This window comes from Kitasatospora sp. NPDC059599 (assembly GCF_042735125.1).
Lineage (GTDB): Bacteria > Actinomycetota > Actinomycetes > Streptomycetales > Streptomycetaceae > Kitasatospora.
The window spans coordinates 1-21145 of the sequence record NZ_JBHWCL010000166.1 but is presented as its reverse complement, the minus strand read 5'-3'; the positions used below and the strand labels follow the sequence as shown (position 1 = coordinate 21145).

Genomic DNA, 21145 nt, shown 5'->3' with positions numbered 1-21145 from the left:
GGCTCGCGCCCGGCGGGTGGCGGCGGCTTCGGCGGTCCGCGTCCCGGTGGCGGTGCCCCGGGTGGCGGCGGCGGCTTCGGTCCCCGTCCCGGTGGCTTCGGCGGTCGCCCCGGTGGCCCGGGTGCCCGTGGTGGCACGCAGGGTGCCTTCGGTCGTGGCCCGGGCGGTCGCCCGGCGCGCGGTCGCAAGTCGAAGCGGGCGAAGCGCCAGGAGTACGAGGCCATGCAGGCCCCGTCCGTCGGCGGTGTGATGCTCCCTCGCGGCAACGGCCAGACCGTTCGCCTGTCGAGCGGCGCCTCGCTGATGGACTTCGCGGAGAAGATCAACGCCAACCCGGCCGCGCTCGTCTCCGTCATGTTCAACCTCGGTGAGATGGTCACCGCGACCCAGTCGGTCTCCGACGCCACGCTGCAGCTGCTGGCGGACGAGATGGGCTTCGTCCTGGAGATCGTGAGCCGGGACGACGAGGACCGCGAGCTGCTGGAGTCGTTCGACATCGACTTCGGTGCCAACGAGGGCGACGAGGACCAGCTGGCCCCGCGCCCGCCGGTCGTCACCGTCATGGGTCACGTCGACCACGGTAAGACCCGCCTGCTGGACGCCATCCGCAAGTCCAACGTGGTGGCCGGCGAGGCCGGTGGCATCACCCAGCACATCGGTGCCTACCAGGTGGCGACGATGGTGAACGGCGAAGAGCGCCCGATCACCTTCCTCGACACCCCGGGTCACGAGGCGTTCTCCGCCATGCGTGCCCGTGGTGCCAAGTCCACCGACATCGCGATCCTGGTGGTCGCGGCCAACGACGGTGTCATGCCGCAGACGGTCGAGGCGCTGAACCACGCCAAGGCCGCGGGTGTGCCGATCGTGGTCGCCGTCAACAAGATCGACGTCGAGGGCGCCGACCCGACCAAGGTCCGCGGTCAGCTGACCGAGTTCGGTCTGGTGGCCGAGGAGTACGGCGGCGACACCATGTTCGTCGACATCTCCGCGCGCCAGGGTCTCAACATCGACCAGCTGCTGGAGGCCGTGGTCCTGACCGCGGACGCCTCGCTCGACCTGCGGGCCAACCCCGAGCAGGACGCGCAGGGTATCGCCATCGAGGCGCACCTGGACAAGGGCCGCGGCGCCATGGCGACCGTGCTCGTGCAGCGCGGTACCCTCCGCGTCGGCGACTCGATCGTCGTGGGCGACGCCTACGGCCGTGTCCGCGCGATGCTGGACGAGAACGGCAACAGCCTCGCCGAGGCCGGCCCGTCCCGCCCGGTGCTGCTGCTCGGTCTGACCTCGGTGCCCCGCGCCGGCGACAGCTTCATCGTCGTCGACGAGGACCGCACCGCCCGTCAGATCGCCGAGAAGCGCTCGGCCCGCGACCGCAACGCCGCCTTCGCGCAGCGTCGGGTCCGGGTGTCCCTGGAGGACCTGGACAAGGCCATCGCCGCCGGCTCCATCGAGCAGCTCAACCTCATCATCAAGGGTGACGTCTCCGGTTCGGTCGAGGCCCTCGAGGACGCCCTCGTCAAGCTGGACGTGGGCGAGGAGGTCGAGCTCCGGGTCCTGCACCGCGGTGTGGGTGCCATCACCGAGTCCGACGTGGACCTGGCGATGGGCTCGGACGCCATCATCATCGGCTTCAACGTGCGCGCGGAGGGTCGTGCGCGCGCCGCGGCCGACAAGGAAGGCGTGGACGTCCGGTACTACTCGGTCATCTACCAGGCGATCGAGGAGATCGAGAACGCCCTCAAGGGCATGCTCAAGCCGGAGTACGAGGAGGTTCGCCTCGGCTCCGCGGAGATCCGCGAGGTGTTCCGCTCCTCCAAGTTCGGCAACATCGCCGGTGTGCTGGTCCGCGAGGGCCTGCTGCGCCGCAACGCCAAGGCCCGCCTCATCCGCGACGGCAAGGTCGTGGCGGAGAGCCTCACCATCGAGGGTCTGCGCCGCTTCAAGGACGACGCGACCGAGGTCCGCGAGGGCTTCGAGGCCGGTGTCACGCTCGGGTCGTTCAACGACATCAAGGTCGACGACGTCATCGAGACCTACGAGATGCGCGAGAAGCCGCGCGCGTAAGCGGGTGGTGTCCGGGGCCGGTCGACGGGTGGTATTTCCGTCGACCGGCCCCGGTCTCGCTGTGTAGGGTCCGGGGTAGTCAGATGCAGCGGCGTCAGTCCGGTTGCGGGCTGCCCCCCGAGGCCTTCCAGGTCGGCGAGACCTGTCATACATGTTCGTGGGAACACTCACCTTCGACCTGCTCCTGGGCGACGTCCACTCGCTCAAGGAGAAACGGTCGGTCGTGCGGCCCATCGTGGCCGAACTGCAGCGCAAGTACAGCGTGTGCGCTGCCGAGACCGGGAACCAGGACCTGCACCGCCGGGCCGAGATCGGTCTGGCGGTGGTGTCCGGCGAGGCCGGGTACATCACCGAGGTCCTGGACAGCTGTGAGCGGTTGGTCGCCGGCCGCCCCGAGGTACAGCTCCTCTCCGCGAGGCGGCGGTACCACAACGACGACGACGAATGAGAGCCGTGGAGCCGGTCGGCGGAAGTCGCCGTTCTCACACGGATCAGGACCGAGAGCGCCCGCAAGGCCGGGCGCGGGCCGGTACTTTGGGGCGTGGGCCCCGACGGGTGCGCAGCTCACCCGGGTACCGGGCCCAATGCACGAGGAGGCAACGTGACCGACACCGCAAGGGCGCGCAAGCTCGCCGACCGCATCCAGGTGGTCGTCGCCCAGACCCTGGAACGGCGGATCAAGGACCCGCGACTGGGGTTCGTGACCATCACCGACACCCGGGTGACCGGCGACCTGCGCGAGGCCACCGTCTTCTACACCGTCTTCGGTGACGAGACCGAGCGCGAGGCCACGGCCGCCGCGCTGGAGAGCGCCAAGGGCGTGATCCGCTCCGAGGTCGGCAAGATCGGGGTGCGCTTCACCCCGACGCTGACCTTCGTCGCGGACGCGCTGCCGGACAACGCCCGGAACATCGACGACCTGCTCGACCGGGCCCGGCACTCCGACGCCGAGGTGCGCACGCAGGCCGCCGGGGCGACCTACGCCGGCGACGCGGACCCGTACCGGGTCCCGGCGTCCGAGCGTGACGACGAGGACGAGTAGTCATGGCGGGTGAGCCGGCGCAGGCCGCCTCGCGAGCCGGAACGACCACGGGGGCGTCCTCCACCAGCACGGTGGAGGGTGCCCTCGCGGCGCTCCCGGGGCCGCGCGCCGAGGAGAGCGGGTTCGAGCTGGTCTGGCAGCAGGCGGTGGCGGAGATCGGGCGGGCCCGTTCGATCGACCTGATCTGCCACATCTGCCCGGACGGCGACGCACTGGGTTCCTCGCTGGCGGCCGCGCTGGCGCTGCGCGCGCTCGGCAAGCAGGTGCGGGTCTCCTTCGGCGACGATCCGCAGATCGTGCCCGAGTCGCTGGCGTTCCTGCCCGGGCAGGAGCTGATCGTGCCGGCCGACGAGGTGCCGGACGTGCCCGAGCTGGTGCTCTGCTTCGACGTGGCCGCGGAGAGCCGGCTCGGCCTGCTGCACGCCAAGGCCTTCGCCGCGCCCGTCCTGGTGGTCTTCGACCACCACGCCTCCAACCCGGGCTTCGGCACCCACCAGCTGATCGACCCGACCGCGCCGGCCACCGCCGTGCTGGTCGACGAACTGCTGCGTCGGCTCGGCGTCGAGCTCGACCGGGACCTGGCCACCTGCCTCTACACCGGCGTCGCGACCGACACCGGCTCGTTCAAGTACCGGGCCACCACGCCCGCCACCCACGAACTCGCCGGCCGACTGCTGGCCACCGGCATCCGGCACGACCTGATCTCCCGGCAGCTCTGGGACACCTCCTCCTTCGGCTACCTGAAGGTGCTCGCGGGCGCGCTCGACCGGGCCGTCTACGAGCCGGAGGCGGCCGGCGGCCTCGGCCTGGTGTGGACCTGGGTGCCGTACCAGGACCTGGCGCTGTTCAGCGTCACGGTCGAGGAGATCGAGGGGCTGATCGACGTCCTGCGCCGCCCGGCCGAGGCCGAGGTGGCGCTGGTGCTCAAGCAGGACCCGGACGGCACGCTGCGCGGCTCCTCGCGTTCGAAGGGCGCGGTGGACGTCGCCGCGGCCTGCGCCGAACTGGGCGGCGGGGGCCACGTGTTCGCGGCCGGATTCAGCGTCCGGGAGGACGTGGCCGCGGTGGTCGAACGGTTCCGGGAAGCGCTGCGGCCGGTACGTTGATCATCTCCTGACGTTGTTCCGACGTCATTCGACGTCTTCAGAGAAAGAACCCGATGAAGCGCAAAGGCACCGGCCCCGACGGCCTGGTGATCGTCGACAAGCCCGAGGGCATCACCTCCCACGGGGTCGTCGCCAAACTGCGGTGGCTGGCCGGGACCCGGAAGGTCGGGCACGCCGGCACGCTCGACCCGATGGCCACCGGCGTGCTGGTGATCGGGATCGAGCGGGCCACCCGGCTGCTCGGCCACCTGATGCTCACCGCCAAGACGTACGAGGCGACCGTCCGGCTCGGCCAGACCACCGTCACCGACGACCGGGAGGGCGAGGTCACCGCCTCGACCCCGGCCGACGCCGTCACCCGGGAGGCGATCGACGCCGGGATCGCGGCGCTCACCGGCGAGATCATGCAGGTGCCGTCCAAGGTCAGCGCGATCAAGATCGACGGCAAGCGCTCGTACGCGCGGGTGCGCGAGGGCGAGGACTTCGAGCTCGCGGCGCGGCCGACCACCATCCACTCCTTCACCGTGCACGCGCAGCGCGCGGCGGTCGCCGAGGACGGCACGCCGGTGATCGACCTGGACGTGACCGTCGAATGCTCCTCCGGCACCTACATCCGGGCGCTGGCCCGCGACCTGGGCGCCGGGCTGGGCGTCGGCGGGCACCTGACCGCGCTGCGGCGCACCAAGGTCGGGCCGTACTCGGTGGAGTCGGCGCACACCCTGGAGCAGCTGGAGGCGGCGGTCACCGGCGAGCCCGCCGAAGGGCTGCAGGTGCTGCCGATCGCGGAGGCCGCGGCGGCCGCCTTCCCGCGCTGGGACCTGGACGAGGCCTCGGCGCAGAAGCTGTCGCACGGCTCCCGGCTCAAGGCGCCCGGGCTGGGCGTCGACGGGCCGATCGCGGTCTTCGGACCGGACGGGCGTTTCCTCGCCCTGGTCGAGGAGAAGGCCGGGCAGGCGAAGCCGGTCGCGGTCTTCGTCGGCTGACGGCTCCTACCGCCGGGCCTCCCACGGCTGCCCGGAACCCCCGTCGGGAATCCCGACGGGGGTTCCGCCGTTCCCGGGGCCGCTTCACCCGAGCAGCGGGGGATCACCCGCACGAGGGAGCGCACGAGGTGAACGCCCGTGGTGAGCGGCGTGGGCGCGGTCGGGGCGCCGCCCCGGCGGGCAGGCTCCCGACGGTGAGCGGGCGACGGTCGAGGGGGCAGTCATGTCGGGGTTTCCGGAGGGCGATCCGGAGCGGTACCTGCTGCGCATCCGCGATCTCAACGGGCGGCTGCACGGCTTAGGGTTCGTCGCCGACCCGCAGGGCGGGGTGGTGCTCACCGCCCACGAGAGCGTGGCCGGACTGGACCGGGTCGTCCTGCACACCCCCGGCGGGCAGACCCGGGTGCTCGGCCCGGACGCCGTCCTGGCGCTGCCCGAGCACGGGCTGGCGCTGCTGCGCACCGACGCGGTCGGCGGACTGCCCGTGCCGCCGCTGCCGGTGACCGCCGTCGGGGGCGGACACGAGGTGCTGCTGCCCGCGCTGGCCGGGGAGGACGGCCGGGCCGTCGCGCTGCGCTGCGGACTGCTCGGGGTCACCGGCGCCGGGTACGGCGGACACCGGCTGGGTGGGGTGCTGCTGCTGGACGTGCCGGTGGTCGGCGGCGTCACGGTGCCGGCCGGCTCGCCGGTGCTGGACGCCCGCAGCGGTGCGGTGGTCGCGCTGGCCACCCCCGCCGTCCGGGGGCCACGGCACGGCGGGGCGCTGCCGGCCGTGGGGGTCGGCGGAGGCCGGGTGGAGGTCGCCGAGGCGCTGGCCGGGCTGCTGGCCCGCAACGCGGCGGCCGTGCCCGCGTACGGGCCGGCGCTCAACCTGGCCGGGGTGCTGCGACTGACCGCGGCCCAGCTGGCGGCCGCCGGGGCCGGACCGGGACGGGTGGCCGGGCTGGCCGCCGACCGGGTGGACCGGCCGGACGGGCTGACCGGGGACGACCCGGCCGCGACCGTCACCGCGCTGGTCGGTGCCCCCGGCAGCGGCCGCTCCACCGAACTGGCCGCACTGGCCGTGCGCCGCTCCGGCGGCGCCCACCCGCAGCCCACCCTCTGGCTGCGCGGCGCCGACCTGCGCGCCGGGGACCGCTCGCTCGCCGAACCGGTGGAGCGGGCGCTGGCCGCGGCGGCGGCCGAGCTGGGCACGCCGGCGCCCGCGCCGGAGCCGGTGGCGGCGCTGTGCGCGGCCGCGGGGCGGCCGCTGCTGGTCGTCCTGGACGGCCCGGAGGAGGCCCCGGCACGGCTGGACGCGCACTGGCTGCGCGGCGCCGGGCAGTGGCTGACCGGCTGCGGGGCGCGGCTGCTGACCGCCTGCGGCGAGGAACTCTGGGAGCGGCTGCCGACCGAGACCTGGGGGAACGGCACCGCAGGTGCGGGCCGCCCCGAGCAGCCGCACCCGGACGGCGACCTGAGCAGCGCCCCCACCGTCCGGATGGACGGCCGCGGCCCGGACGGGCCGAGCCTGGCCGGGCACCGGCTCGGCCCGCTGCCGGCCGAGGCCGCGGAACGGGCGCGCCGCCGGTACGGGCTGCCGCCCGGCCACCCGGCTGCCGCCGAGGACGCCCGGCACCCGCTGGCCGTACGGCTGGCCGGGGAGCTGTGGGCCGAGGGGCTGCGCGACGGGCCGGTGCGGCGCGGCGAGCTGTTCGGCGCCTTCCTGGACCTGCGCTGCCTGCGCGTGGCCCAGCGGCTGACCGAGGACGACCGGCCGCGTCGCCCGGGCGCGCACCGCCGGGGCACCGCCCGGCCCGGGGGACCGCGCCGGCGGCGGGTGCGCCGCCTGGCGGCGGCGGTGGCCGGTCGGGTCCACGAGGCGGCGCGGCGGATGCTCGGCAGCGAGCCGGGCGGGCTGGACCGGGCCGCCTTCGAGGAGCTGTTCCCGGTCGACGGAGGCTGGGCCGGGGCGGTGCTCGCCGAGGGCCTGTTCGTCCCCGCCGGGCCCGGGTACCGCTTCGCCCACGGGGAGTTCGCCGACTGGCTGCAGGGCCTGCACCTGGACCTGGACGCGGCGCTGCGACTGCTGCTCGGGGAGGCCGCGGACACGCCCCCCGGGCCCGTGGACGCACCGGCCGGGCCCGGCCGTTCCGGCGGGGCGAAACCCGTCCCCCGGCACCGGATCGGCCCGGTCGCCGCCGCGCTGCGCCGGGTGGCCGAGACCTGGGGAGCGCCCGCCCTCGACCCGTGGCTGCACCGGATCTGGCGCGCGCTGGACCTGCGTCCGCCCGGCAGCGAACCCTCCTGGTGGGCGGGCCGGCTGCTCACCGCGGGGCTGGCCGCCAGCCCCGACCCGGTCGAACACCGGGCACTGCTGCACCAGTTGGCTGCTCGGATCGCCGAACGGGCCGCGGCGCAGGGCGGTGCGGCCGGCGGGGAGGCGGTGCTCCCGGGCACCGGGCTCGAACGTTTCGGACCGGCGTTCTGGACCGGCCTCGGCCTGCCGATCGAGGACGAACTCGCCCTGCTGCGCCGCCTGGTGACCGCCGACGGCCCCGGCAGGCGCTTCCTCGCCGCGGTGGTCGAACGGCTGCGCAGCGATCCGGTTGCCGTGTTCCCGCTGCTCTGCGCCTGGTTCGACGACCCACGCGGCCTGCCGGGCCGCCCCGGCCCCGGCGGCTGCCGCACCGTCGCCGACCTCGCGCACGACCTGCTGCGCGCCCACCGCTGGCTCGCCCTCGACGAGTTGGCGGACGCGCTGGCCGACGCCGCACACCCGAGGGCCGACGCGCTGCTCACGGTGCTCGCCGTCGAGGAGCCGTCCGCGCTCTGCCGCGCGGTGGACCGCTGGAGCCACGACCGGCGGCCCGAGCGGCACGTCGCGGCCGCCGCGCACGCGCTGCGGACCGCCCCGTACGCGACCGGCGCCGGGGCCGACCTGCTGCGCTTCACCGCGCTGACCCTGCTCGCCCGCGAGGACGAGCCCGGCCTGCACGGCGCGGCGCTGGCCCTGCTGGTCGCCGACCCGCGGACCCGGGCCGAGCACCTTCCGGCCGCGCTCGCCCTGTACCGGGCCGGCGTTGACGCGTTCCTCGGCCCGAGCGCGCTCGCCCCGGCGCTGGAGAGCGACCCTGAGCCCGTCCTGGCCGCGCTCGCCGACCGGCTGGCGGCGCCCGGGGCGGCCACCGCCGAGACGCTGCGGGTGCTCGCCGACGCCACCGCCCCGGCGGCCGTCCGGCGGGGTGCCGAACTGGCCGCCCGGCTGCTGCGGGCGCACCCGGCGGCGGCCGGTCCGGTCGCGGTCGACTACCTCGGCCGCCGCCTGGCGCGGGCCGCGGCCGCCGGCCCGGCCGACCGGCTGGAGCTGCGGGGGCTGCTCGGGGTCGCGCTGGCCGTCCGTACGGCGGCGGTGCGGCGGCCGTTCGCCGAGGCGCTGTCCGTCCCGGTGCCCGACCCGGCGGCGGACGCGCTGCGCTGCGAGCTGCTGGACGTCCTGCTCGCCACCGAGACCGATCCGGCGGTGCTGACCGCCGTCGTGGAGCGGCTGGCCGAGCACTGCGCCGCCGAGAATCCCGCCCGGGCCCGCGCGGTGCTGGCCAGGACGACGCCCGGGCTGCCGGGCGCCGACGACCTGCTGGTGCGCTGCGCCGGACGCTCCGCGGCCTTCGCCCGGCTGCTCGTCCGGTGGCCGCGGGACGCCGCCCCGGCCGCGCCGGACGGTCCCCGGCTGGCCCGGATGCGGGCCCTGGCGGCGGCCGGGCGGGATCCGCAGTACGCCGCCGCCGAGGCCGAGCGGACCGCGTCCGAGCGGGCCGAGCGGCCGCCGGTGCGCTCAACCCGCATTCCGGTGCCTGAGCCGGGGCAGGCGCATGGCACGCTATAGGGGTTCGGGTTTTGAGCGTTTGAGCGTACAGAGGGTACGCGCCGTACGGAACAAGGAGCGGTCAGGTGCAGCGCTGGCGTGGCCTGGAGGAGATCCCCGGTGACTGGGGACGCAGCGTCGTCACCATCGGCTCGTTCGACGGGGTGCACCGCGGGCATCAGCTGATCATCGGGCAGGCGGTCGAGCGCGCCCGCGAACTCGGCCTCCCCGCGGTCGTGGTGACCTTCGACCCGCACCCGCGCGAGGTGATCCGCCCGGGCAGCCACCCGCCGCTGCTCGCGCCGCACCCGCGGCGGGCCGAGCTGATCGCGGAGCTCGGCGTGGACGCGGTACTGGTGCTGCCGTTCACCACCGAGTTCTCGAAGGAGTCCCCGGAGACCTTCGTCCGGCAGGTCCTGGTGGACGCGCTGCGCGCGCGGGTCGTCATCGAGGGCCCCAACTTCCGCTTCGGGCACCGGGCCGCCGGGGACGTCGCGCTGCTCACCGAGCTGGGCGGGGCGGACGACTTCGAGGTCGAGGTGGTCGACCTGCAGGTGTGCGGCGCGGCCGGGGACGGCGAGCCGTTCTCGTCCAGCCTGACCCGCCGGCTCGTCGAGTCCGGGGACATGGCCGGGGCGGGCGAGGTGCTGGGCCGCCCGCACCGGGTCGAGGGCGAGGTGGTGCGCGGCGCGCAGCGCGGCCGCGAGCTGGGCTTCCCGACCGCCAACGTCGAGACCGTGCCGCACAGCGCGATCCCGGCCGACGGCGTGTACGCGGGCTGGCTGACCGCCGACGGCGAGCGGATGCCGGCGGCGATCTCGGTCGGCACCAACCCGACCTTCGACGGCACCGCCCGCACCGTCGAGGCGTACGCCATCGACCGGGTCGGCCTGGACCTGTACGGGCTGCACGTCGCGGTGGACTTCCTGGCCTACCTGCGCGGGATGGAGAAGTTCGACTCCATCGAGGCGCTGCTCGACCGGATGGCCGACGACGTCAAGCGCGCCCGCGAGCTGACCGACGGGGCCTGATCCCCACGGACGCCGGAAGGGCCCGCCGTATCGGCGGGCCCTTCCCGTGTCGTCACTGCTGGGGTGCCTGCGGCGGGTAGCCGTAGCCCGGCGGCGGGGGCTGGTAGCCGTCCGGCTCGGCGGGCGGGGCGGGCACCGGCGGCTGGCCCGACGGGTAGCCGTAGCCGGGGCCCGGCTGCGGGGCGCCCTGCTGCGGCGGCCAGGGCTGCGGCTGCTGCGGGTAGCCGTACCCGGGCGGGGGCGGCGGTGCCTGGCCGGGCTGCGGCGCCCACGGCGCACCGGGGGCGGGCTGCGGGGCCGGTGCGGCCTGGCCCTGGTGGGGCTGCGGCTGCGGGGCCTGCGGCTGCTGCCAGGCGGACTGCTGGGCGGCGGCCTGCTGGGCGCGCACGATGTCCTCGCCGACCAGGGTGGCCAGCTCGAAGTAGGCCTCGCGGACCTTGGGCCGCATCATGTCGAGGTTGACCTCGGCGCCGGCCGCCAGGCTCTCGTCGAACGGCACCACGACCACGCCGCGGCAGCGGGTCTGGAAGTGCGCGACGATGTCCTCGACCTTGATCATCTTGCTGGTCTCGCGCACCCCGGAGACCACCGTGATGCTGCGCTGCACCAGGTCCGCGTAGCCGTGCGCGGAGAGCCAGTCCAGGGTGGTCGAGGCGCTGGAGGCGCCGTCCACGCTGGGGGTGGAGACGATGATCAGCTGGTCGGCGAGGTCCAGCACCCCGCGCATCGCGCTGTACAGCAGGCCGGTGCCGGAGTCGGTCAGGATGATCGGGTACTGGCGGCCCAGCACGTCGATGACCTGGCGGTAGTCCGAGTCGTTGAAGGTGGTGGAGACCGCCGGGTCGACGTCGTTCGCCAGGATCTCCAGGCCCGAGTTCAGGTCCTGCGAGGTGAACTGACGGATGTCCATGTAGCTGCGCAGGTGCGGGATGGCCGTCACCAGGTCGCGGATGGTCGCACCGGTCTGGCGCTTCACCCGGCGGCCCAGGGTGCCGGCGTCCGGGTTGGCATCGATCGCGATCACCTTGTCCTGGCGCTCGCTGGCCAGGGTCGCACCGAGGGCGGTGGTGGTCGTGGTCTTGCCGACCCCGCCCTTGAGGCTGATCACGGCGATCCGGTAGCAGCTCATCACCGGGGTGCGGATGATCTCCAGCTTGCGGGACTTCTCGGCCGCCGCGGCCTTTCCGCCGAACTGGAACCGGGGCTGCTGGCGCTGCTGCTTGGGCTGGCTGCGCAGCAGCCGGTCCGAGGACAGCTCGACGGCGGCGGTGTAGCCGAGCGGTGCGCCGTGCGCGGTCTGCTGCGGGGCGGCGGGCTGCTGGAACGCGGCGGGCTGCGGGGCCTGCGGCTGCTGCCAGGGCTGCGCGGAGGCCGGCTGCTGGGCCTGCTGCGGCGGGACGGGCTGACCGGGCTGGGACTGACCGGGCTGGGGCTGGGCCGCCTGCGACTGGGCCGGCGGCGGGTACGCGGCGGGCTGCGGCCAGCCGCCCTGGCGCGGGTCCACCGGACCGGGCTGCGGGGCGGGCAGCGGCTGCTGCTGGACGGCCGGGGCCTGCTGGGCCGGGGCCGCCGCCTGCTGGGTCGCCCACACGGCCTGCGGGTCCCAGGGGGCCTGCTGGTCCTGCGGGCCGAGCGGAGGCTGCGGGTGCTGCGCGTGCTGCGGCGGGGCCGGCTGCACAGGGGGCTGCGGGTAGGACTGCGGCGGGACGGGCTGCGCCGGCTGCGCGGTCGCGGCGGGCGCCGGGGCCACCGGTGCCGGGTACGGCTGGGGCGCGGGCTGCTGCGCCAGGGCCTCCGCCGTCGGCCAGGCCGGGGCGGCGGCCTGCGGCTGCTCGGGGGCGGGCGCGGGCGCCGGGGCCGGGACGGGGGTGGCCGCCGGGAACGGGACGTGCCGGGCCTCGGCCTGCACGGGCGGCGCCGGGGGCACCGGTGCGACGGGTGCGGGCGTCGGGGCGGCGGCCGGCTCGGCGGCGGGCGGCACGGCCGACGGGGCCTCCACCACGGGAGCCGGAGCCGGAGCCGGGGCCAGCTCCGGCGCGGCCAGCGGTGCCTGGGCCTGGTGCGGGACCGGGGCCGGGGCCTGAGCCCCGGCCGGAGCCTGTTCCGCCACCGAGGCGGTCGGGTGCGCCGCCGTCCCCGGGCCGGGCGCGGGCACGACGGCCGGGGCAGCGGCGGCCGGGGCCGTCGGAGCCGCCGGGGCCTCCGTCTGCACGTACCAGGACGGGGGAGTGTAATCAGGCGCGTCCGACCAGTCGTCGTCGTCCTCCGCCGCGTTGTCGCCGACGTAGACGCCGTCCCGATCGCTGCTCACTCTGGCTCCCTCGTGTTCGCCGCCGCTTGTTCAGCGGTGCCGTTGCCGCATCAAAGACTAGGCCGTACGGCAACCCCCGTAGAAGGCGGCTTCGGTTCCGCGGTGGCCCGCCGGGTGCGGCGAGCCGCCGCTCAGTCCATCCGGCGCGGACCCCCGAGCACCTGCTGCTCGGCCTGTCCGGCCACGGCCCGCACGTACTGACGCCGCATCCGCGTCGCCCACAGGGTGAGGTCGTCGCCGAGGGTGGGCAGCGTGGCCACGTCCTCCGGCGGGAGCGACAGCACCCGGCCGGTCAGTTCCGCCTCCTGCGGGGAGATCCGCTGCACACCGACCAGGTCGGCCGCGTTGAGTACCCGGGCGGCGTTCGGGCCCAGGTACGGCAGCAGCGTCAGGGTGGTCTGCCAGGGCGCGGCGGAGAGCCGGCTGCGCGGCGGACGGGCACCGAGGTCGCGCACCACCAGCACCGGCGAGGCCACCGAGGCGCCCTGCGGGCCGAGCCGGCCGACCTGGTGGACCGTCACGCACGGCTGGCCGCCGCCGGCGGCCTGCGCCATCGGCCCCCACAGCTGTCCGCGGGCGGTCTCCACCACGACCCGGGCGCCGATCGCGGCCGCGCGCAGCGCGATGACCTGAGCTGTCCACATGCCGCCGACCAGCACCAGGTCGTACGCGCTGGGGCGGAAGAGGCCGAGTACGGCGGCCAGCCCCTGCGGGTCGACGCCGATGACCACGCCGTCGTCGCCGACCGGGAAGGCCAGCGCGCCGAGGTCGGCCGGTTCGAGCACGTGCTTCTCCCGGCGCGGGCCGCGCAGCCCGAAGCCGGGCAGGATCCGCGGCCGGACCCGGCGCTGCTCGGCGCCGGGCTGCTGGCCGAGGGCCGGGTAGCTCTGGTACGCCATCAGGACGCTCCTCCCAGCGGCAGGGTGGCGAGCATGCCGGGGGCCTGCTCCAGGTCGAGCCGGACGAGGCCGAGGCCGGCGCTCTGCGCCCTGGTCTCCACCTGGCGGCCGACCTGGCCGACCTCGCTCTCGCTGCGTCCGGTCACCCGCAGGTGTCCGTTGACGGTCACCGAGCCGCCGGTGCCGTGCCCCGCGGTCAGGCTGAAGCTGCTGGCCAGGGCCGGGGAGCCGGTGATCAGGTTGACCAGGTCCGGCGCGGCGATCCGGCCGGGGGAGCCGCCGGGGCGGCTGAGCTGCGGCCAGCGGGAGATCCAGTAGGTGGTGTGCCAGCGGTCGTCGATCCGCCAGAACCGGTTGCCCTCCTGGGTGCGGCGGGTGGTGCCGCCGCCGCTTCCGGTGCCCTGCCGGCCGGCCACCGCGATCGGGTTGGCGCACGCGGAGATGGACAGGGCGGCGATCAGCTCCCGCTCGTCCAGCACGGTCGCGTTGAAGCCGGCGCTGTTGAGCCGGCCGGCCAGCTGGTCGGTGACCCGCTGCAGTGCCTTGCGGGCCCCCTCCTCGCCGCCGCCGCGGGCGCGCACGGCGGTCGCGGTGCGTTCCGGGTCGAGCTTGAGGGCGATCCAGGTCAGCCGCAGCCCGGGGGTGGAGGTGCCGTCCGGCAGCTCGCGGTAGGCACGGGCGGCCAGCGACTGCTCGGGCAGGTGCGGGGCCGGGGCGGGCTGGGTGTGCTGGACCAGTTGCACCGACTCCAGCGTGATGTCGTCCACCGTGAGCGCCGAGCAGACGACGTCCAGCGGCAGCGGCAGCGCGGTGCGCACCGGGCGCAGCGGCTGGTCCTTGGCCTGGACGAGCAGCACCGAGCTGAGGAAGGTGCCGTCACCGACCATGCCGGTCTCCCGGCGCACCGGGCGGCCGCCGAACTCGGCCTCGGTGGCGTGGGTGCAGGTGCGCAGTCCCGGTTCGAGTTCCAGTGCCGGCGCCAGCGCCGGGTCGGTGCCGGCCGGCGGCAGCACCGTACGGGCCTGCCTGCGGCGGGACTTGAGGGCGGATCGCACCCGCAGCAGCTCCGGGACGGTCCGGCCGCGCACCGGAACGGCGGCGAGGACGAGCAGCACCAGCGCGACCGCGCCGAAGCCGGCCGCGACCGGGCGGCTGATCGTCCAGCCGACCGCGACCAGCGCCGCCGCGACCTCGACCAGGACGAGCTGCTGGAGCTTCAACCGGCCGCCGAGTAGGCCCGGTCGGGGATTGACCCGGACCTGGACGGAACCACCGCCGCCCGGGCCCGGCTGCGACCGGGCGGGTCCCGCCTCGGCAGCCGGACCGCCCTGCTGCGCCCGGCCGGACCGGCGCGGTCTCCCGCCGCCCGCGGTGCGGCGGCGTCCTGGAGCGGTCTGGCTTGGCATCCCCCGGCGGCCCTCTCTGATCCGTTGTCACAGCCCGGCTGGCTGGTTCGCGGACCGTACCCGTACCGTACTCACCGTCTGCTGCCGCATCGTAGAGGGTTCGCACCGGTTCGCGCCCGGCGGGTGGACCACGGGGCAGGTCGGTCCGACAACGTCCGACAACGTCTGACCAGGGGGACGACGAGGATGGCATCGCGCCGGGACGAGCTGAACGCGTACACCTTCGCCCGCAAGCGAACGGTGGGCGCATTCCTGCTGCCCGCCGGCGGCGGGAGCGACGAGGACGCGCCGCGTCCGGTGAAGGCGGTGTTGCCGAGCATCCTGGTCGGCGCGGTGGCCGTGGCCGGGTTCGGGCTCTGGGGGGTGTTCAAGCCCAGTGCCCCGCTGAAGTGGGACGACGGCAAGAACATCATCCAGGGCAAGCAGTCGACGACCCGGTACGTGGTGCTGACCGATCCGGACGGCAGGACCAAGCGGCTGCACCAGGTGCTCAACATGTCCTCGGCGCGGCTGGTGCTGCCGGCCGAGGCCAAGGTCGTGGTGGTCGACGACGGGGTGCTCGACCGGTACCCCAACCACGGCCCGACCATCGGCATCCCGTACGCGCCGGACAAGTTGCCGACCAAGGACAACGCGAGCCAGTCGATGAAGTGGGCGGTCTGCGACCGGCCGGGCTCGGACGAGAAGCAGGAGACCGTCAACCAGGCGGTGTTCGTGGCGTCCGGCCAGGACGCGGCGGCGCTGACGGCCAAGGACCGGATGCTCGGCCCGGACCAGCTGATGCTGGTGCAGCAGGCGGACGAGCAGCAGGTGTCCGCGGCCCCGGCGCCGGGTCAGCAGGCGGCCTCGGGCGCGAAGGTCTACCTGGTCGACGCGCAGGGCCGCAAGCACGAGATCGGCTCGCCGCAGTCGGACGACAAGGAGCGCAAGGCGCTGATCACCGCGGTCTTCGGGCCCAACGCGGTGCCGCAGCGGGTGAAGCGCGACTGGCTGGACACCCTGGTGAACGGCACCCCGGTCACCTTCCCCGAGATCAAGGGTGCGGCCGACACCGCGAACCCCAACTCCAGTGTGGCGCTGGGGAACGCGGCCGACCGCCGGATCGGCCGGCTGGTGCACTACCAGGACCGCCACTACGTGGTCGGCAAGGACCAGCTCTACCTGGTCACCCCGTTCCAGGCGGAGTTGATCCGGCAGAACCCGGCCAACCAGATGCTCTACAAGTACGACCAGGACAAGAACCCGCGCAGTGACGAGATGACCCCGCTGGACCACTCCTCGCTGCGCAGCGAGACCCCGCTGCCCGGCACGGCGGCCGACTGGCCGGTGAAGTCCGGTGCGCCGGTGAACAACTGGCAGGACCGGCAGGACGCGCGCCTGGTCGTGTGCAGCACCTTCGACGGCGTCGCCGAGGACGGGCGGACGCCCAGGCGCAGCGTCTGGGCCGGGACTTCGTACCCCGCGCCGTACAACAACGGCGCCGGCGCGGCCTACGTGACCCCGGGTCACGGCCTGTTCTACCGGTCGCTGAACAACACCACCGGCGGCTCGGGTACCGATTTCCTGATCACCGAGACCGGTCTGCGCTACGCCGTTCCGGCGAATGCCGACGGCGGCCGCGGCGCCACTCCGACACCGGGCGCGCAGCCCGGCCGGAGCGGCGCCCCGAAGGTGCCGACCCCGCAGCCGGGCACCCCGACCCCGGGGGCGCCGGACCAGCAGTCCGGTCAGCAGCCGGGGCCGCAGCAGGACGAAACCGGCGGCAACCAGGCGCGGTTGGGTTACCAGGGGATCCAGCCGTTGCCGGTTCCGCACGAGTGGTCGGACCTGGTCCCGGCCGGCCCGCGGCTGACCGCGAAGAGCGCCGCGCAGCCGCAGAACGCCTGATCGGTCAAGCGCGGCAACGGAATTGGCCGCAGCGTCATGGTCTGGCTAACTACCCAGTGTTCGGTGTTGGGTGAGCTGCGTGTGCCGACTACAGTGCTGCTGGGCATCACACGGGTGATGTGGCGGGCGGGCCTTCCAAGGCCCTCCGTGTACGTAATGTTGTCTCATGGGGGACGGTGGAGCATGGCTCAGGGTCAGTTCATGATGACGGCTCAGGAGATGCTGGCTTTCGCCGACAAGATCGAGCAGGCCATCGGCAAGATCGAGGCGGAGAAGGTCAAGCTGAACGGCACGGTCACGGGGATCGTCGGTGGCTGGCAGGGGCAGGCGGCGACCGCCTACACGAACCTGCAGAACCGGGTCAACGGGGACATCGCGTCGCTCAAGGAAGCGCTGGCCGCGATCAAGCACGCGATCGAGCAGACCACCAAGCACTACGCGAGCACCGAGGAAGAGCAGAAGGCGATGTTCGCCGACACCCAGGGCTGATCGCCGTACCCGCGCTGATCACCGGTCTGTTCCGAACCGCCGCTCGGCGGGGTGCCTGTCACTGATCGCGGGCCGCTCCGCACCCTCGTCAAGGGAGACAACGTGTCCGACCACATCCTCGTCAACTTCGAGACCGTCCACAACGCCGCCGAGGAGGTCAAGGCCTCGGCCGGCCGGATCGAGCAGCTGCTCAGCGATCTGAAGACGGACGTCACCCGTATCGCCCAGAGCTGGCAGGGCAAGGCCCAGGAGGGCTACAACATCCAGCAGGCCAAGTGGGACTCGTCCGCCAACGACCTGCACGCGGCCTGCATGCAGATCGCCGCCTCGCTGGAGAACGCCGCGCAGAGCTACCGGACCACCGAGGACAGCAACGCCAAGCTCTGGCAGCACTGACCGGGCGTTCCCGAACGGGAACGACAGGGGGCGGGTACCCGGACTCCGGGCACCCGCCCTTCGGCGCGCGGCAGGGGTGGACGACATGAGGGGTGGCAGGGTGTCCGGACGCGGGTACCGGAAGACGGCCGCGGCACTGGCCGCGCTCGCGGTGCTGGGCGGCCCGCTCGCCGCCCCGGCGTACGCCGACGGGGGGCCCGGACTGGCCGCCGCGGGCGACTGCCCCAAGAACGCGCCCGACGTGCAGACCGTGCCGTGGTCGCTGCAGCGCCTGCTGCTGGACGAGCTGTGGCAGGGCGGACGGACCACGGGCAAGGGCGTGAAGGTCGCGGTCATCGACACCGGGGTCGACCGGACCAACCAGCAGCTGGCCGGCCAGGTCCCGGCCACCGACCCCGCGTTCGACAAGAACCCCCCGACGGCGGTCGACAAGGTCCAGGAGGGTCCCAACCTGCTGGTCAACCGGGACACCAAGGAACCGATCCCGGGCAAGTCCATCGAGGACCCGGTCGGCCACGGCACCAAGGTGGCCGGCATCATCGCGGCCCGCAGGAGCGACCGGACCGGCTTCGTCGGCCTGGCCCCCGACGCCCAGATCCTCTCGATCCGGCAGAACGACAGCGACGGCAACGGCGACGTGTCCACGCTGGTGAGGGCCATCCGCGAGGCGGTCGCCGCCAAGGCCAGGGTCATCAACATCTCCCAGGACGTGCGCGGCGCCGGGGACGCCCGGTTCGGCGGCTACCTGGAACTCAAGACCGCGATCGGGGACGCCGAGCAGGCCGGCGCCGTGGTGGTCGCCTCCACCGGGAACGACGGCAAGGAGGGCGACACCTACCCGGGCGCCTTCCCGACCGTGCTCGCCGTCGGCGCCTCCGACCGCAACAACGAGCGCGCCCCGTTCTCCCAGTACGGCTCCTTCGTGAAGGTCGCCGCGCCCGGTGTCGACATGCTGTCCACCGTGCCCGGGGGCGGCCAGTGCGTGGACAACGGCACCAGCTTCGCCGCCCCGTACGTCTCCGGGCTCGCCGCGCTGCTGGTCGGCGCCCACCCGAACTGGAAGCCGGCCCAGGTGCGGGCCTGGATCGAGCAGACCGCCCAGCGCACCCAGCGTGACCCGGACGTCTTCGTCGGCTGGGGCGTGGTGGACCCGGTCAAGGCCGTCACCAAGGCCCCCGATGTCGCGCCGACGGTCGCCACCCCGGACGCCCCGGTGCAGCTCGCCTCCGCGCCGATCGTGCCGCAGCCGGTCGGCCTCGGCGAGACCCAGGCCGACCGCGACGGCCGCACCGCGACGTACGTCCTCGGTGTCGGCGCGCTGCTGGTCGCCCTGCTGATCGGCGGCGGCGTGGTGCTGCGCGACCACCGGCGCAAGTCCGCCGAGTGACCGGCCGGCCGGTGCGCCGGCGGGTCCGCCGACACGTCCGCTGACGGCTCCGGCCGGTCCGTCGACCGATCCGCCGAGCCCCGGCCGTCGACCGATCCGCCGAGCCCGGCCGCCGACCGATCCGGGCGTCGCGAAAATCGCTCCGCAACGGCTGTAACACCGCCGCCCGCCCACCGCATCGATGAAGTGTCGGGGAGGACGGACCGCGGGGGGCAGCGCACATGGGGTGGATCGGGGCGGGCCGAGAGGCCAAGGACGCCGAGTTCCTGGAACTCGTCGCCGGTCGTACCGGCCACCTGTACCGCTCGGCCTGCCTGCTCACCAGCGGCGACACCCACTACGCCGAGGACCTCGTGCAGGAGGCCCTCGGCCGGATGTACGTGCTCTGGCGGCGCAGCGCCTTCACCGGCGGACGGGAGCGGATCGCCAACCCGGCGGCCTACACCCACACCGTCATGGTGCGCACCTTCCTCGCCCAGAAGCGCCGCCGTTCCAGCGGTGAGCGCCCGACCGACGACCTCCCGGAGACGGCGGGGCAGGACACCGACAGCAGCCTGCGGCTGACCCTGCTCGACGCGCTCGGCCGGATGCCGCCCAAGGACCGCGCCGTGCTGGTGCTGCGCTTCTGGGAGGACCGCAGCGTCGAGGAGACGGCCGAGGTGATGCGGGTGTCCTCCGGCGCCGTCCGGACCCGTACCACCCGGGCGCTGGCCCGGCTGCGCACCCTGCTCGGTGACTCGCTGGGCGAGCTCGCCTCCCGTTGAGGCCTCCCGGTGACGTCGCCCGTCAAGCCCGTTCCGCCCGTTCCGCCCGTCCCGCCCGTCTCGCACGCCGAGCCGAGCCGGGGCGGCGGCCGAGGTCGGCGGCGGCTCCCGAACCGACCTGCACGTCCCACACCCCGTGACGCAAGGAGACGGTGAACACCCATGTCCGAACCGGACAAGTTCGAGGACGATCTTCTCTACGCCCTCACCCGCACGGGTGAAGGCTTTCGCACCGAGCAGGCCGACCTGGTAGCGGGTGGCTACCGGCGCGGCCGCAGCCGCTGGCGCCGCCGTTCGACCGCCGCCGTGGTGGGCGGCGCGGCCGCGCTGGCCCTGGTGGGCACCGGTGCGGTGTACCTGGCCGGATCCCCGGCGGCGAAGGACACGGGCACGGTGAGCGCGGCCTCCGGCCCGGCGACGGCCGCCGGCAGCGGCGGCCCCGCGGCCACCCCGACCACGGTGCGCTCCTCGGCCCCGACCGTGGTCACCGGCGACGAGGTGCTGGCGACCTTCCAGGCCCTGCTGCCCAAGGGCGAGACCACCGAGGCCAAGGGGCGCGGCACCGACGACGAGCAGTCGAAGGGCACCTTCGTCGGCGCGGACCTGGTCTTCGACGACGGCCAGGGCAAGTCGCTGGTCCAGATCGGCATCCAGAAGCACCGGCCCAAGCAGGAGCAGCCGCGCACCTGCCCGACGGACCTCAAGCTCGCCCGGATCGACTCCTGCTCCGTCACCACCCTGCCGGACGGCTCCCGGCTCCAGCTCCAGCAGGGGTACGAGTACTCGGACAACCGGGCCGACACCAAGGAATGGGACGCCACGCTGTCCGGTCCGGACGGCCGGGAGATCACGGTGAGCGAGTGGAACGCGGCCCGGGAGAAGGGCGCGCCCGACAGCCGGCCCAACCCGCCGCTCACCCTGGACCAGCTGAAGGCGGTCGTCACCGACAAGTCCTGGGACCGGGTCGTCGCGGCGGTCAAGTTCGACGGCGTCGACACCGACGCGGTCGACCCGGGCCTGTCGCTGGAGGACCGGGAGGCCGCCCTGGCCGGGCTGCTGCCCCCGGGGGTGACCGTGACCGGCCGCACCGGCAGCGCGCTGCTGGCCACCTTCCAGCTGGCCCGGGGGCAGGAGACCGGCTCGGTGGTGCTGCGGGTGGAGAACTGGTCGAAGTCCGACGACAACTCGTGGGCGGGGGCGTTCAAGGACGCGGTCGCCGGGCCCGACGGGACCAAGGTGCTCACCAAGGGCGGTGCGGACGCCAAGGAGAAGATGCCGCTGATGGTGAACGTCCTGCACCCGGACGGCATGGAGGTGGCGGTCTCGCAGGGCCCGGCCGGCAAGGAGCTGCTCACTCCGGAGCAGCTGAAGGCGATCGGCGTCAGCCCGGTGTGGAAGGCCAGGAAGTAGCCGGAGGCCGGCGGCGACGGTCCGGACGGCGGCCGGGCGGACGCGGCCGGGCGAGGAAGGCCGTGTGAACGCGGCGGTGGGCCCCGGCGGGGGAGGCGGCCGGGCCCCCCAGGTGGGGGGGGTGTT

General features: G+C 74.6%; 16 protein-coding genes. 13 read left to right on the top strand and 3 right to left on the bottom strand.

Annotated elements, in window-relative coordinates:
* The 7 genes from infB to ACFV04_RS37400 form a co-directional block, all read left to right on the top strand.
* The coding region (gene infB / locus ACFV04_RS37430; protein ID WP_380535414.1) for a translation initiation factor IF-2 at positions 1–2064 on the top strand (2064 nt) is incomplete at its 5' end.
* A 151-nt stretch (positions 2065–2215) separates the two neighbouring features.
* On the top strand, positions 2216–2512 hold the full coding sequence (locus tag ACFV04_RS37425) for a DUF503 domain-containing protein (protein ID WP_360263303.1): 297 nt from the start codon (positions 2216–2218) through the stop codon (positions 2510–2512).
* Positions 2513–2665: 153 nt separating this feature from the next.
* Positions 2666–3106, top strand: a complete 441-nt coding sequence (gene rbfA / locus ACFV04_RS37420) for a 30S ribosome-binding factor RbfA (RefSeq protein WP_360263300.1) — start codon at positions 2666–2668, stop codon at positions 3104–3106.
* Positions 3107–3108: 2 nt separating this feature from the next.
* Entirely contained in the window at positions 3109–4212 is a 1104-nt protein-coding gene (locus tag ACFV04_RS37415; protein ID WP_360263297.1) for a bifunctional oligoribonuclease/PAP phosphatase NrnA, read from the top strand.
* A 53-nt stretch (positions 4213–4265) separates the two neighbouring features.
* Entirely contained in the window at positions 4266–5195 is a 930-nt protein-coding gene (gene truB / locus ACFV04_RS37410; protein ID WP_380346634.1) for a tRNA pseudouridine(55) synthase TruB, read from the top strand.
* Positions 5196–5418: 223 nt separating this feature from the next.
* Positions 5419–9060: a serine protease gene (locus tag ACFV04_RS37405; protein WP_380535410.1), complete on the top strand. Its 3642-nt coding sequence runs from the start codon at positions 5419–5421 to the stop codon at positions 9058–9060.
* Positions 9061–9125: 65 nt separating this feature from the next.
* Positions 9126–10070, top strand: coding sequence for a bifunctional riboflavin kinase/FAD synthetase (locus tag ACFV04_RS37400; RefSeq protein WP_360263290.1), 945 nt, complete (start codon positions 9126–9128; stop codon positions 10068–10070).
* A gap of 52 nt (positions 10071–10122) precedes the next feature.
* Here ACFV04_RS37400 and ACFV04_RS37395 read toward each other — a convergent pair whose 3' ends face one another.
* From ACFV04_RS37395 to eccE, 3 genes are all read right to left on the bottom strand, one after another.
* The gene (locus tag ACFV04_RS37395) at positions 10123–12381 is read right to left on the bottom strand and encodes a MinD/ParA family protein (protein WP_380535408.1); all 2259 of its coding nucleotides are present in this window, start codon (positions 12379–12381) and stop codon (positions 10123–10125) included.
* Positions 12382–12512: 131 nt separating this feature from the next.
* Positions 12513–13280: a hypothetical protein gene (locus tag ACFV04_RS37390; RefSeq protein WP_380535406.1), complete on the bottom strand. Its 768-nt coding sequence runs from the start codon at positions 13278–13280 to the stop codon at positions 12513–12515.
* Entirely contained in the window at positions 13280–14500 is a 1221-nt protein-coding gene (gene eccE / locus ACFV04_RS37385) for a type VII secretion protein EccE (RefSeq protein ID WP_380535404.1), read from the bottom strand. Before eccE ends, ACFV04_RS37390 begins: the two co-directional genes overlap by 1 nt.
* Before the next feature lie 372 nt (positions 14501–14872).
* Between eccE and eccB the strand changes: the two genes are divergently transcribed.
* The 6 genes from eccB (at position 14873) to ACFV04_RS37355 (ending at position 21019) form a co-directional block, all read left to right on the top strand.
* Positions 14873–16573, top strand: coding sequence for a type VII secretion protein EccB (eccB, locus tag ACFV04_RS37380; RefSeq protein WP_380535402.1), 1701 nt, complete (start codon positions 14873–14875; stop codon positions 16571–16573).
* A 183-nt stretch (positions 16574–16756) separates the two neighbouring features.
* Positions 16757–17062, top strand: a complete 306-nt coding sequence (locus ACFV04_RS37375) for a WXG100 family type VII secretion target (RefSeq protein WP_380535400.1) — start codon at positions 16757–16759, stop codon at positions 17060–17062.
* Positions 17063–17164: 102 nt separating this feature from the next.
* On the top strand, positions 17165–17458 hold the full coding sequence (locus ACFV04_RS37370) for a WXG100 family type VII secretion target (RefSeq protein WP_380535398.1): 294 nt from the start codon (positions 17165–17167) through the stop codon (positions 17456–17458).
* A 100-nt stretch (positions 17459–17558) separates the two neighbouring features.
* On the top strand, positions 17559–18845 hold the full coding sequence (locus tag ACFV04_RS37365) for a S8 family serine peptidase (protein ID WP_380535396.1): 1287 nt from the start codon (positions 17559–17561) through the stop codon (positions 18843–18845).
* Between the two features lie 221 nt (positions 18846–19066).
* Positions 19067–19609: a SigE family RNA polymerase sigma factor gene (locus ACFV04_RS37360; protein WP_380346642.1), complete on the top strand. Its 543-nt coding sequence runs from the start codon at positions 19067–19069 to the stop codon at positions 19607–19609.
* 162 nt (positions 19610–19771) lie between these two features.
* Positions 19772–21019 (top strand): hypothetical protein, encoded by a 1248-nt coding sequence (locus tag ACFV04_RS37355; RefSeq protein WP_380535394.1) that lies wholly within the window; start codon positions 19772–19774, stop codon positions 21017–21019.
* Positions 21020–21145 lie beyond the last annotated feature (126 nt).

Coding starts and splice junctions, on each gene's coding strand:
- ACFV04_RS37355 (WP_380535394.1), top strand. CDS start 19,772: ATGTCCGAACCGGACAAGTTCGAGGACGATCTTCTCTACGCCCTCACC.
- eccB (WP_380535402.1), top strand. CDS start 14,873: ATGGCATCGCGCCGGGACGAGCTGAACGCGTACACCTTCGCCCGCAAG.
- ACFV04_RS37375 (WP_380535400.1), top strand. CDS start 16,757: ATGGCTCAGGGTCAGTTCATGATGACGGCTCAGGAGATGCTGGCTTTC.
- truB (WP_380346634.1), top strand. CDS start 4,266: ATGAAGCGCAAAGGCACCGGCCCCGACGGCCTGGTGATCGTCGACAAG.
- ACFV04_RS37405 (WP_380535410.1), top strand. CDS start 5,419: ATGTCGGGGTTTCCGGAGGGCGATCCGGAGCGGTACCTGCTGCGCATC.
- ACFV04_RS37415 (WP_360263297.1), top strand. CDS start 3,109: ATGGCGGGTGAGCCGGCGCAGGCCGCCTCGCGAGCCGGAACGACCACG.
- ACFV04_RS37390 (WP_380535406.1), bottom strand. CDS start 13,280: ATGGCGTACCAGAGCTACCCGGCCCTCGGCCAGCAGCCCGGCGCCGAG.
- ACFV04_RS37360 (WP_380346642.1), top strand. CDS start 19,067: ATGGGGTGGATCGGGGCGGGCCGAGAGGCCAAGGACGCCGAGTTCCTG.
- ACFV04_RS37425 (WP_360263303.1), top strand. CDS start 2,216: ATGTTCGTGGGAACACTCACCTTCGACCTGCTCCTGGGCGACGTCCAC.